This window comes from Acinetobacter sp. Q85-2 (assembly GCF_013420555.1).
Taxonomy (GTDB): Bacteria; Pseudomonadota; Gammaproteobacteria; order Pseudomonadales; family Moraxellaceae; genus Acinetobacter; species Acinetobacter indicus.
This window is the reverse complement of sequence record NZ_VOXW01000021.1, coordinates 1-12603: the sequence shown is the minus strand read 5'-3', so window position 1 is coordinate 12603 and position 12603 is coordinate 1. Positions and strand designations below refer to the sequence as shown.

Genomic DNA, 12603 nt, shown 5'->3' with positions numbered 1-12603 from the left:
CTTGGCTCTCGTCGAGATTTATCTTTTTTCACTTAGTCTCTGGAACATTAGCAATGAATGCGGCCGCAGCACAAGACGCTCCTCTCGTTGGAATTATTATGGGTTCTCAATCTGATTGGGCAACTCTCGAACACACTGCCAATATGCTCAAGCAGCTTGGTGTCCCATTTGAAGCGGAAGTGGTTTCTGCGCACCGTACCCCAGACCGTTTATTCGAATATGCCGAAACTGCGCGTGATCGTGGTATTCAGGTGATTATTGCCGGTGCGGGTGGCGCTGCCCATTTACCGGGCATGTGCGCAGCCAAGACTGATCTTCCAGTGCTGGGTGTGCCGGTTAAATCTTCTATTTTAAATGGCGTCGATTCACTGCTGTCGATTGTACAAATGCCGGCCGGAATTGCGGTAGGTACCTTGGCAATTGGTCCGGCCGGTGCCACCAATGCTGCCATTATGGCTGCCCAGATTCTGGGTTTAACGCGTCCAGAGATTGCGAAAAATGTCGCTGATTTCCGTGCAGCGCAAACCGATAAAGTGGCCAGCAACAATATTCCGGGTCAGGCTTAATACGGGACATTCCTTATGAATAAAACCATTGGTATTTTTGGCGGTGGGCAGCTTGGCCGCATGATGGCGCAAGCCGCGTTACCACTCAATATTCAATGTACTTTCTTTGAAGCCAGTGCAGATTGCCCTTCTGCAGCTTTAGGTACGGTCTATTCAAGCGCAGCTGAACACGGTTTGCAGGATTTTATCCAGAGTGCAGATGTATTTAGCCTGGAATTTGAAAATACCCCGCTGGCCGATGTTGATGTCTTGACCCAAAGTAAAGCGTTGCATCCGCCGCGTCAGGCACTGGCGATTGCGCAAAACCGTCTGCAGGAAAAAGCTCTATTTGATGCGCTGCAGATTCCGGTGGCGCCGTATAAGGCGGTTGATTCGCTGGACAGTTTACAGGCGGCGGTGGCTGAATTAGGTCTGCCGATTGTACTGAAAACCGCGACTGGCGGTTATGATGGTAAAGGCCAGTTTGTGCTGCGTAGCGCCGATCAGATTGATCAGGCCTGGGCAGAACTTGGCCCTGCCGGCTCACTGATTGCAGAAAGTTTTGTCACCTTCTCGCGTGAAGTATCAATTATTGCAGTACGTGGCCAAAATGGCGATGTCAAAACCTGGCCATTGGCTGAAAACCACCACCATCATGGGATCTTGTCGCACTCGATTGTACCGGCACCGAACAGTGCTGATTTACAGCCAGTGGCGCAAGACTACATTACACGTCTGCTGAATCATCTCAACTATGTCGGTGTGTTGACACTGGAGCTGTTTGTGACTGAAAAAGGCCTGTATGCCAATGAAATGGCGCCACGCGTGCATAATTCAGGGCACTGGTCGATTGAAGGCGCAGTCTGTTCACAGTTTGAAAACCATGTCCGTGCAGTGGCTGGTTTGCCGCTCGGTTCGACTGAGGTGGTGCGCCCAACGGTGATGGTGAATATTATTGGTCAGCATCCAAAGTCGGAAGATGTGTTGGCGTTAAATGGTGCACATCTGCATTTGTACAATAAAACTGAACGCGAAGGCCGTAAAATCGGGCATATTACCCTAATGCCAAACGACAGTCGCGAACTGACGTCACTCTGCCGTCAGCTGGCGAAAATTTTGCCAAATCCGCTGGCCTTGAGTGAAGATATGAGCATTTAACTGCAGATTCGTTTATGAAAACAGCGGTCCCTCAGCGGGCCGCTTTTTTTATACCAGAAATTCGGGCAAGATTGCGCTCTTTTTCGCCAGCTGCCATTGGTCGGCTGGTTCAACAACAGGCTTGATTGCTTCAGTCCAGATCTTTTATAACTATAAATGGTTAAAAAACAAACATAAATACAGAGCATCTGAAAAATTAAAAATGAATTCAAACATAGATTTTATTTTGAATTTAAATCTGAACATGCAGTTTGAATTTAAAATATCCGCTGAACTTTAAATTCAAAAATATGAATTCAAATCCGGTTGTAGTTTTAAATTTAAAATTTGAATTTAAAACCTGCGAAATAAATTCAAAAACTGCAATTTAAATTTAAAAAGTACAGATTTACGGTCAGGTGGATGGGTTTTGTGGATAAGTTTTTCTGAAATAAATTTAAAAATGATGATTTAAATTTAAAACCAGCGCTGTTTTGCAGGTGTGGATAACTTTACTGGTTGAAGTCTGAAAAAATGAATTTAAAAGAATGAATTTAAATTTAAAAAATAAGAAAACCGAGATTTGAATTTAAAAATACTCAAGATTAGATCTGTGGATAAAATTTTTTAAATTCAAAACTGAAATATGAATTTAAAATGAAGCAAAATAAATTTAAATTTACGTTTTTACCCTGTCATTTTATGGCTCAGCTGTTATGGTAAAACCAGTTTTAAATTCAAATGACATAAGGGATAGTATGCATCGCTTTGCTTTTGTTTTCGGATCTTTGGCATTGGCTGCATCTCAGCTACATGCAGAACTGATTATTAACGGTCAGCCGGTCACCACCACGGCGCCGGTGCCAAGCACCATCCAGCCTCAAAATAATTTCCAGGCCTGTCTGGCCAATTTACGCGGTCAGGCCATGGCCAAGGGCGTCAGTGGCAGTACTTATGACCGCTATACCCAAAATTTAACGCCAGATTATTCCGTGATTGAACGCCTGAATTATCAGCCGGAATTTTCGACGCCAATCTGGGATTATCTTTCCGGTCTGGTCGATGAAGAACGCGTACAACTGGGCCAGCAAAAACTGGCCGAGCACCGTGAGGTACTGAACCGGGTTGCAGCAGCTTATGGTGTACCGCCAGAAACCGTGGTCGCGGTATGGGGTGTAGAAAGTAATTTTGGCGATATTTCTGGCCGTTATCCGTTATTGCAGGCTTTAGGTACTTTAAGCTGTGAAGGCCGTCGTCAGAGTTATTTCCGCGGCGAATTCTTTGCCGCCATGCGTATTTTACAACGCGGCGATGTGCGTGAAGATCAGCTCAGAGGCTCATGGGCCGGGGCATTTGGTCATACCCAGTTTATGCCATCGACCTATGAAGAACTGGCAGTGGATTTTGATGGTGATGGCCGCCGTGATCTGGTATCAAGCACCACTGATGCCTTGGCATCAACCGCCAATTTCCTGAAAAAACGTGGCTGGCAAAGCGGACAACCGTGGGGCTTTGAAGTGAAATTGCCCGCAGGCATGTCGGTCAGTGGAGAAGGGCGCCGCAATAAAAAATCCTTAAGCAGCTGGGTCAATCGTGGGCTAGTACGAGCCGATGGCAGTGCCTTGATTCAGGGCAATCTTTCAGGCAGCAGTCAGGCCGGTTTGCTGACACCGGCAGGCGGCAATGGCCCGGCTTTCCTGGTGTTTAAAAACTTTGATGCCATTTACAGTTATAACGCCGCGGAAAGTTATGCCTTGGCCATTGCGCATTTATCCGACCGTTTACAGGGCAAAGGCCCGTTTGTGACGGCATGGCCTACCGATGATCCGGGTACTTCACGTGCAGAACGTCGTGAAATCCAGCAGTTTTTATTAAATCGCGGTCATGATATTGGTGCGGTAGATGGCCTGATTGGTGATAAAACCCGTCAGGCCATTCGTCAGGAACAGATCCGCCTGGGCTTAAGTCCAACCGGGCGTGCCGGACAACAGGTATTACGCGCTTTTCGTAATGAAAATGCCAAACTGATGATGCTGCAATAAATAAATATGCAATAAAAAGGGCGCCTTATGGCGCCCTGATGTTTATTCAATATCTGAGGTATCAATCTTCACGGCTTCTAAAATATCAAAAATCACCGTGGTCACATCCTGACTCAAGTCACGGTTGTTAAACACTTCATAGGCCGTAATGGTGACATCGGTGTCGCTTGGCAGCAGTTTTTGTTCTTCTTCAATCAGGTGATTGATCGGCAACAGGGTCTGTTTAATTTCTAAATGCAGGATATCTTCAAACTCGACATTTTCTTCTTCGAGCTCAATCATCTGCTCATTAAAATACGGCAATAGAATAGAGTAGAGATACGGTTGAATATCGACGATATCAAACAGTTCAATATCACGCGTTTGTTCAATCGTGCTGATGTGGTCATTTACTTCAATCAAAATATGGTAGTAACTCACATTAATCTCCACAAACATTCCTGTTGAAATTGCGGCTTTCACAATAACATGAAATAGCCAGAGAGGGCAGTGCTGTTGGCGATAAAGCCCCGGTTTTCTAGATTAACTTGTAATGAAAAGCATCAAATGTATTTAACGCTGCTGCAAAAGTGCCAAATCGGCGGCAGTTAGCTGAAAATGATCCAGATTTTGCTCCTGCATGAGAGGATGCATCAGGGCGTGCGGATCATGGGTATGCCCCAAGCCCAAGGCGTGACCGAACTCATGTGCCAAGGTTAAACGCAGGTCGGCGGCTGACTGAAACTCATAGATGCGAATACTTTTACCATCAAAGCTGCCTTTATCAAATAAACGCGGCTGAAAGCGCTGGTTAAATTGCTGCACCGAAGCATCAATTGACTGATTTAGCTGGTTGAGGGCATCGACCTGTTGGTTCAAGCCTGCAATACGTACATTAAACTGTTGAATTTCAGCCTGTAAACTGGCGGTTTGCTGTTCGAGTTGCTGGCGCTGCTGGTTTAAAGAGCTGCGCTGTGTGGCCGATGCACCGCCTTGCTGGTTCAGCTGCTGCACCTGCTGGTTATAGGCATTCAGCTGTTGCTGTAACTGGGCATTTTTAAAGGCCAGCTGCTGGTTCAGTTGCTGAATCTGCTGTTTGACTGTCTGCACTTGGGTCTGCTGGTGTTCCCAATGCTGCTGCTGTTGCTCAATCTGGCCCATCTGTAGGCGACGCTGTTCCGATTCATATTGGCGTTCATCATAAATCAGGCGGATTGCCAGTCGTGCTTGTGGATCATAGACAAAATAGTCCTGACCAGTACCCTCTGTCCAGATTTGTGTGGCCTGTTGGGCCAGTTGCACTACCTCGGCATGACTTAAACCAAAGCGCGGGTCCACTTCGGCAATCCGGTAACGCAGCCGGGTATCCAAAGGGGCCTGAATCCGGGTCAGCAGGCTGTTGTGCTGCAGCTGCGGATGTTGCTGGTTCTGATACCACAGCATGGCGGCAAACAGCAGTAACACAATCAGGATTAAGGGACGCATCACGCAGATTGGGTTTCCTGTAGAGAGGGGGCAATTAACTGCACATCCGCATCTGTGATTGACCGATTTTCTTTCCTTTATATAACAGGGAAAACGGTCAAGCAGAGTAGGCCAGATGGGGTGTCTAACTAGCTTAAAAAAGCCGCAGAGATGAAACAAGTCTTTTTGCTTTCAAGCAGATATAAAAAAACCGCGCTTACGCGCGGTCTTTTTGTTTAAAGTGACAAATTATTTTTTGTCATCTTTCACTTCAGTGAATTCAGCATCTACAACGCCATCGTCCGCTTTTTGCTGTTGGCCAGCATCACCACCGAAGGCATTCGGGTCAAAACCTTGCGCACCGCCTTGGCCTTGAGCTGCTTCATATGCACGTTGCGTAATTGGCATGATGATGTTTTGCAGTGCTTCAGTTTTCGCTTTGATCGCGTCAACGTCATTTTCTTTGGTTGCTGCTTCAAGTTCTGAAACTGCTGTTTCTACCGCAGTTTTTTCATCAGCAGTCACTTGTTCGCCAAGATCTTTTACTGCTTTTTGAGCAGAAGAAACCAGGGCATCTGCTTCGTTACGTGCTTTTGCCAGTTCTTCAAACTTACGGTCTTCTTCAGCATTCGCTTCAGCGTCTTTGATCATCGCTTCGATTTCAGCATCAGACAAACCTGAGTTTGCTTTAATCTGGATCGATTGCTCTTTACCCGTGCTCTTGTCTTTCGCAGACACTTTCAAGATACCATCCGCGTTGATGTCGAACGATACTTCAATTTGTGGCACACCACGTGGCGCAGGTGGGATATCGCCCAATTGGAAGTTACCCAACAATTTGTTTTGTTGAGCCATTTTACGTTCACCCTGGTAAACCGAAATGTCTACTGCAGGTTGGTTGTCCGCAGCGGTAGAGAACACTTGCGATTTTTTCGCAGGAATCGTGGTGTTTTTCTCGATGATTGGCGTTAACACACCGCCCATGGTTTCAATACCAAGTGTAAGCGGTGTTACGTCAAGTAAAAGAACGTCGTTCTTGTCACCTGAAAGTACCGCACCTTGAATCGCCGCACCCATTGCTACAGCTTCATCCGGGTTCACGTCTTTACGTGGCTCTTTACCGAAGAATTCTTGTACTTTTTGTTGTACAAGTGGCATACGAGACTGACCACCCACCAAAATCACGTCAGAGATGTCAGAAGTCGAAAGACCCGCATCTTTCAGTGCAATACGGCAAGGTTCGATGGTACGCGCAACCAGGTCAGCAACTAAACCTTCTAATTTCGCACGTGTTACGTTGATCACCAAGTGTTTAGGACCAGTCGCATCAGCCGTGATGTATGGCAGGTTGATTTCAGTTGCATTTGAAGAAGAAAGCTCGATTTTTGCTTTTTCAGCCGCTTCTTTCAAACGTTGTAACGCAAGTGGATCGTTTTTCAGGTTGACGTTTTGTTCTTTCTTGAACTCTTCAACCAGGTAATCGATCAATGCGTTATCGAAGTCTTCACCACCCAGGAATGTATCACCGTTAGTCGACAATACTTCGATTTGCTGGTCGCCATCAAGATCCGCAATTTCAATGATCGATACGTCGAAAGTACCACCACCCAAGTCATAGACTGCAACTTTACGGTCGCCTTCTTTCTTGTCCATACCGAACGCTAACGCCGCAGCAGTAGGTTCGTTGATGATACGTTTAACGTCTAAACCAGCAATTTTACCGGCATCTTTAGTCGCTTGACGCTGTGCATCGTTGAAGTATGCGGGAACGGTTACAACTGCTTCAGTAACAGTTTCACCGAGGTAATCTTCCGCAGTTTTCTTCATTTTTTTCAGAACTTCTGCAGAGATTTGCTGTGGTGCTAATTTTTTGTCGTTAACTTCAACCCAAGCATCGCCATTGTCTGCTTTGATGATTTTGTATGGCACCAGACCGATATCTTTTTGTACCGCTTGGTCTTCATAACGACGACCGATCAGACGTTTGATTGCGAACAAGGTGTTTTTCGGGTTAGTTACTGCTTGACGTTTCGCAGACTGACCGACCAGGATTTCGCCATCTTTATACGCAATAATAGATGGAGTTGTACGCGCGCCTTCAGCGTTTTCAATTACTTTAACTTTATCGCCTTCAAGTACCGCAACACATGAGTTGGTTGTACCTAAGTCAATACCAATGATTTTAGCCATTTGGATGTTTCCTCAAAAATTTTATTGTGCTTTACACTTGTTATCCGATATGAGAGCCGTTCAATTTTTTTCAAGTTAAAAATATGAAAAAATTTCACCAACTCCCGAATTTATGAGGCTTAAGCGCCGACCATAACCATTGCAGGACGCAATAAACGGCCATTTAAGCTATAACCTTTTTGCAGTACGTTGCCAATTTCGTTGGCTTTGGCTGTTGGATCAATGCCCACCGCCTGATGTAAATCTGCATTGAAACCGTTCGCGGTATCTACCGCCACAATGCCGAATTTCTCTAAAGTCGTCAGCAGTGATTTCAGCGTCAGTTCCACCCCTTCAGACAGCGGGGTTTTTTCTTCGCCAGCTGCGGCAATAGCACGTTCCAGGTTATCTACGCTATCGAGCAGTTCTTTGGCAAATTTCTCCAGCACTGCTTCTTTATGCTTTTCAGATTCACGCTGAATACGCTCGACACTCTTTTGCGCTTCATACACTGCATTGGCGGTACGCGCTTTTTCAAGTTTTAAATCGCCTTCGAGCTGCGCAATCTGTTCTTGTAAAGACTCAACGGAAACGTCTGCCTGCTCGGTTTCAGCTTGAGTTTGGGTAGTATCTTGTTCTACTTGCTCTTGTTGCAGATCTTGAGCGTCTTGGTTGTGCTCGGTTGCCATTGATTTACTCCGTTTAAATGGGTTCTTAAACATGTACAGTCCTTCTGGCATCAGTATTGACTGGTTCATTCTGAACTGCCATGAGTGATGAATTTCGTAATTATTAAAGAAGTCGGGGCAGGGGATAAAAATTCAAGCGGTGCCAGTCATTAAATCTGCAGAAATTTGCTGAAAAAACATACATTCTTTTAATTTTTGATCTTTTTAGCAGGGAGGGTGCAGGAAGATACTACGAGGCTGAAACCCCAATTTATGGGAAAATGATTTTAATTTTAAGTCCGGATAAATTCTGTAGATGCTGTTGAGTTGTCTATACAAAATTTTTAAGTTGATTATTATTTATACATAAAAACGATCAGAATGAGTGAAAAATACTATTTTACAGGGCAAGGTCAACTTTGTATGATTGCGCCCAGATTCTATCGCTGTAGTTTCTTTTGATATTTTCTTGAAATGTGTTTTCTGGCTTATCCGCCCTCTGGATAAGCTTTTTTTTTGCCCTAAAGATTTAAAAGTACCGCATTTACACTGTTATCTTTTCGCAAAACTAGCTGTATGTTGTGTAGAGCATGCTGTTTTCTCCCTCTAAAATAATTCTGCACTTTTGTCTTTTTTTATTGCTGTAATCTATAATAAAAACAGCAGATTAATCCTGCTGATTCCTTCCATTGGCTGTAAAAACAGCTGCATCTTCACGTTTATAAAAAACTGCATAACTCGTACCGGTGGATATAAAAATTTAACTTTTTATCTGCCCAGCCAGTGCTGAAATTTTGAAAGTATAGCCAGCGCAAAGTTGGACTTTGTATTTTTCAATGAATGAGGATCGAATGATGAAAAAAATGGGTGTATTGGCTGTGGCCTTGTTTGCTGGACTGGCGGTGGTAGGTTGTAGCAGTCATGAAACGGCACAGGCACCAGAAGTGGCACAAAATCCGGAGCAACCTGAAACGGTACAGGTGACTACCATGCCGGTAGAAGCGGGGGCTGAAGTGGGCGTAGCCGCAGAAGTCACTGCCCCGGCCGCTGCTGCACCAGCAGGGTCGGAAGCACCGGCAGTTGAGGCACAGCCGCAGCCCTAAATTCAACGCTGTCTATTTCAAATGAAACAGGACCATCATTTAAATCAGGGAGGAAGATTTAATTTCTAAATAGGAATATTCAAAAAATGGCCAGGGAAGGCCAGCTATTTTCACTATTATTATGGAAGGTCGTTATTTTTCTATCACAGCGCTTTCAATCAAAGCACCTTGTAAAAATAAAAACCCGAAAGCCAGGTTTTCGGGTTTTTAAACTGTACATCGCACACTGTCAAATACAGGATTAATCACGACGGTCACGTTGCCGTTTGCGATATTCTTCCATCCGTTTACGCTGTTCTTCGACCCGTTTTTTACGCTGCTCTTGCTGTTTGCGTTCGACTTGCTGGCGTTTACGGTTCAGTTCGGCGCGTCGTTCGCGTTCCCGTTGTAACTGCTGACGGCTTTGTTCGGCACGTTTACGTTCCAGTTCACGTTTTTGTCGATCCCACTGCGCTTCGCGTTGGCGTTGTTGCTGTAAGCGTTTTTGACGTTGTTCATATTCCCAACGCTGACGTTCTGTCATGCGGCGATAATCATAGTTACGGTCGTAATCCCGGTCATAACGGTGATCATAGCGGCCATTGTAGTGGCCATCTTCAGGGAACGCGACACAACCGACCGCTAAAAATACGGTCGCACAGGAAACCAAGAGGAGTTTTCTAGACATGGTGAGCGTCCTTTTTCTATCCGGATTAGCAAAATCAATCCCTCTGTATCATCAAAATTGTCAATGACACCTTATAGAAATAAGATTAGCGTATATAAATTCTGAATATGTAGGTCGATGACTGGACTTCTATAACGAAATAGTCACTAAACTACTGATCATGTAGAAAATGTGAAGAATGAATAAAAAAGGAAGATGATAGATGAGTGCGTATCAACAGAAACTGCAAAAAATCATTGATAACAGTCAGGGTACGGTGGTGCGAACACTCGATCATTTACCGTGTGTGGCGCAGGAATCACTGGCGCGCGCCTTGGGCTATCCTTATCAGTATCCGCAACTTGATCCCCTCATTAAATGCATGATGGCGGCCCAAATCAAGCAGGGGCGTATCGGTTTTATTGGCGAAAATCCGGCGCAATCGCGTCAGGCTTTTGATACTCAGATGAAGGCGATCCGTAAACAGCCGACCTATGTCAAACGGGTCGAAGATTTACGTTTAAGCCTGCAAAGTGGCACCATTTCAGCCCGTTATTATCATCCTGCACCGCATAAAAAACTGCCGTTGATTGTGTTTTATCATGGTGGTGGTTTTGTGGTGGGCAATCTCGATACCCATGATGAAGTTTGCCGGCTATTGGCGCATGCCGCTCAGGCGCAGGTGGTCAGTGTCGATTATCCACTGACCCCCGAGGTTTCACCGACACAGCTGATTCAGTGCTGTGAAGATGCTTTGGCTTGGGTGTATCAGCATCGCCGTCAATTTAATATTCTGAAAAACCGTATTGCCGTGGCGGGTGACAGTGCTGGTGCCAATATTGCTACCGTGGTGTCACAGCGTAGTAAAAATACCGCCTATGCACCGCATGCCCAGTTACTGATTTATCCAGTGGTGGATTTTAAAAGCCGTCATCCGTCGTTCTTTGCCTATAAAGATGGTCTGGTGCTGACTGAGCAGGATATTGATTTCGTCACCGAGTATTATGCGTTACAGCACAATATGGCACTGGATGATGCCCTGATTTCACCAACCTACGGCAATTTAAGAAAACTGCCGCCGACCTTTATTGTGACGGCCGGGCATGATGTGCTGCACGATGAAGCGGAAATTTATGCGCACAAGCTGCGTCAGCAAGGGGTCAAAGTCCAATATAAGGAATATACCGACCAGACCCATGGTTTTATTAATTTAACCCCGGTTTCGCGCCGTGCTAAAAAACTCACGCTCGAGCTGGGCAAGAATTTCAGAAAATTTTGGGATCGACCACGCTTCTTTTAAAAGGGGTAACTTAAAAAGGCCGACTCAGATTTTTTCTGGTTTCACGTGGAACAGCGGTTTTGGTTTTAATCTGCGCTTCGGGGAATAACAGATCAAACTCCGGTACATAAAAACTTTGTAATAGTCGGGCCTGGGAAAAATCAGGAAAAATATCCTGGGTATTTTGCCATTCCACCGTTTTGAGTTTAGATAAACGGCCGCGAAATTTCGGACTAAACTGGTAGCGCTGGCCTTGCCAGGCCTGCTGAATGGATAAAAATGAAGCCGGAATATGGTGACTATTGATATAAAACGAGGTGCTGTTTTTCGGCCGCTCCAGACAAATTGACATCTCTTGCTGCTGATGGCGCACAATACAATAGGTGCGACCTTCTTTTTCCAGCCATTCAAATTCGGCCAGCTCTTTCGGAATGCCCCATAACTGCTGGCCATGCACTAAAGAAGCCTGGGTCGAGACATAAATCTTGGGAATGGTCGACAAGCGATGCTTATACAATAAAGGATGATCCATAATTAACAGTTCATCATACGGACCCACTGGCGAATCCTGATAACGGATCAGCATTACATTGACCATGCGTCCTAAAGGAGACGGAGCCAGCCGAAAACGTTTGGCTGTTTTCAGGAAAAAAGGATTCAGCCAATAATTCAAAATAAAAGCATCGCCGTGTAAGCGCCAAGGCGGATGCGCAAAAATCTGGTTCTGGATATTGTTATTCATCTTATTCTCAGGATTTGAAAGGAACAGCTAATGTTTTCTTCATACTGAACAATTAATATAAGTGAAGCAAAACATCAAACCACGGATTCGTAAAGAAATGTTAAAACGTAGCGTTCTTATGGCCGCCAGCCTTGCCCTTAGTGCCTCTGCATGGGCTGCCAATTCAATGATTGAAATGAAAACTTCCATGGGCAATATTGAAATTGAACTGTTTAACGACAAAGCGCCGTTGTCAGCAGCCAATTTTGAAAAATATGTCAGTAGCAGTTTTTATACCGGTACCATTTTCCATCGCGTCATTCCGGGCTTTATGATTCAGGGCGGCGGTATGGATGCAGCCATGGTGGAACGTCCAAATACCCGTCCACCGGTCAGAAATGAATCCTATAATGGCCTGAGCAATCAGCGTGGTACTTTGGCGATGGCACGAACCAATCATCCTGATTCAGCCAAAAGCCAGTTTTTTATTAATCTGGTCGATAACGACTTCCTGAATAAAAGTCCACGTAATGCGGGTTATGCCGTGTTTGGCCGTGTTACCAAGGGGATGGATGTGGTCGATAAAATTGCCAAAGTACCGACCCGCAATGTTGGTGTGCACCAGAATGTTCCGGCTCAACCGGTGAAAATCCTGAGTGTGAAGATAAAACCGGCAACGGCAAAAAATTAACGAAAATAAAAAGCAGAAATATAAATTAAATATTTCTGCTTTAAAATTAGAAGTTTATTTCAAAGATCGGGTAAAAATGCTCCATATTGGTGCATAAAAAAGAAACACTCGATAAAACAAGATGCTAAAAGCACTTGCGTGTGTAAGAAATTGTCCTAT

General features: G+C 45.0%; 12 protein-coding genes. 6 read left to right on the top strand and 6 right to left on the bottom strand.

The window, feature by feature from the left end:
• Positions 1-53: 53 nt before the first annotated feature.
• The 3 genes from purE to FTT68_RS11345 all read left to right on the top strand — a co-directional run bounded on the left by purE (position 54) and on the right by FTT68_RS11345 (position 3724).
• Positions 54-566 (top strand): 5-(carboxyamino)imidazole ribonucleotide mutase, encoded by a 513-nt coding sequence (gene purE, locus FTT68_RS11355; RefSeq protein ID WP_005181065.1) that lies wholly within the window; start codon positions 54-56, stop codon positions 564-566.
• Between the two features lie 15 nt (positions 567-581).
• On the top strand, positions 582-1703 hold the full coding sequence (locus FTT68_RS11350; RefSeq protein ID WP_075175485.1) for a 5-(carboxyamino)imidazole ribonucleotide synthase: 1122 nt from the start codon (positions 582-584) through the stop codon (positions 1701-1703).
• Positions 1704-2440: 737 nt separating this feature from the next.
• Positions 2441-3724 carry a lytic murein transglycosylase gene (locus tag FTT68_RS11345; RefSeq protein WP_075175487.1) on the top strand — a complete coding sequence of 428 codons (1284 nt, stop codon included), beginning with the start codon at positions 2441-2443 and terminating at the stop codon, positions 3722-3724.
• 42 nt (positions 3725-3766) lie between these two features.
• On the opposite strand, the gene FTT68_RS11340 is transcribed toward FTT68_RS11345, so the two are convergent.
• The 4 genes from FTT68_RS11340 to grpE form a co-directional block, all read right to left on the bottom strand.
• A complete protein-coding gene (locus FTT68_RS11340) occupies positions 3767-4156 on the bottom strand; it encodes a hypothetical protein (RefSeq protein WP_168382072.1) in 390 nt (129 codons plus the stop codon).
• 120 nt (positions 4157-4276) lie between these two features.
• Positions 4277-5188, bottom strand: coding sequence for a matrixin family metalloprotease (locus FTT68_RS11335; protein ID WP_075168301.1), 912 nt, complete (start codon positions 5186-5188; stop codon positions 4277-4279).
• A gap of 228 nt (positions 5189-5416) precedes the next feature.
• Positions 5417-7357, bottom strand: a complete 1941-nt coding sequence (dnaK, locus tag FTT68_RS11330) for a molecular chaperone DnaK (protein WP_005181052.1) — start codon at positions 7355-7357, stop codon at positions 5417-5419.
• A 119-nt stretch (positions 7358-7476) separates the two neighbouring features.
• Positions 7477-8025, bottom strand: coding sequence for a nucleotide exchange factor GrpE (gene grpE / locus FTT68_RS11325; protein ID WP_005181051.1), 549 nt, complete (start codon positions 8023-8025; stop codon positions 7477-7479).
• 830 nt (positions 8026-8855) lie between these two features.
• On the opposite strand from grpE, the gene FTT68_RS11320 reads away from it, so the two are divergent.
• The gene (locus FTT68_RS11320) at positions 8856-9107 is read left to right on the top strand and encodes a hypothetical protein (RefSeq protein ID WP_180006986.1); all 252 of its coding nucleotides are present in this window, start codon (positions 8856-8858) and stop codon (positions 9105-9107) included.
• A 241-nt stretch (positions 9108-9348) separates the two neighbouring features.
• Here the strand turns inward: FTT68_RS11320 and FTT68_RS11315 are convergent, their stop codons facing one another.
• Complete coding sequence (locus tag FTT68_RS11315) at positions 9349-9774, bottom strand: hypothetical protein (protein ID WP_005181048.1); 426 nt, start codon at positions 9772-9774, stop codon at positions 9349-9351.
• A gap of 202 nt (positions 9775-9976) precedes the next feature.
• Here FTT68_RS11315 and FTT68_RS11310 point away from each other — a divergent pair, with 202 nt between their 5' ends.
• The gene (locus FTT68_RS11310; protein ID WP_005181046.1) at positions 9977-11053 is read left to right on the top strand and encodes an alpha/beta hydrolase; all 1077 of its coding nucleotides are present in this window, start codon (positions 9977-9979) and stop codon (positions 11051-11053) included.
• A gap of 10 nt (positions 11054-11063) precedes the next feature.
• Here the strand turns inward: FTT68_RS11310 and FTT68_RS11305 are convergent, their stop codons facing one another.
• Positions 11064-11774, bottom strand: a complete 711-nt coding sequence (locus FTT68_RS11305) for an acetoacetate decarboxylase family protein (RefSeq protein WP_160255809.1) — start codon at positions 11772-11774, stop codon at positions 11064-11066.
• A gap of 97 nt (positions 11775-11871) precedes the next feature.
• On the opposite strand from FTT68_RS11305, the gene FTT68_RS11300 reads away from it, so the two are divergent.
• Complete coding sequence (locus FTT68_RS11300) at positions 11872-12444, top strand: peptidylprolyl isomerase (protein WP_016659793.1); 573 nt, start codon at positions 11872-11874, stop codon at positions 12442-12444.
• The last annotated feature ends 159 nt before the right edge of the window (positions 12445-12603 follow it).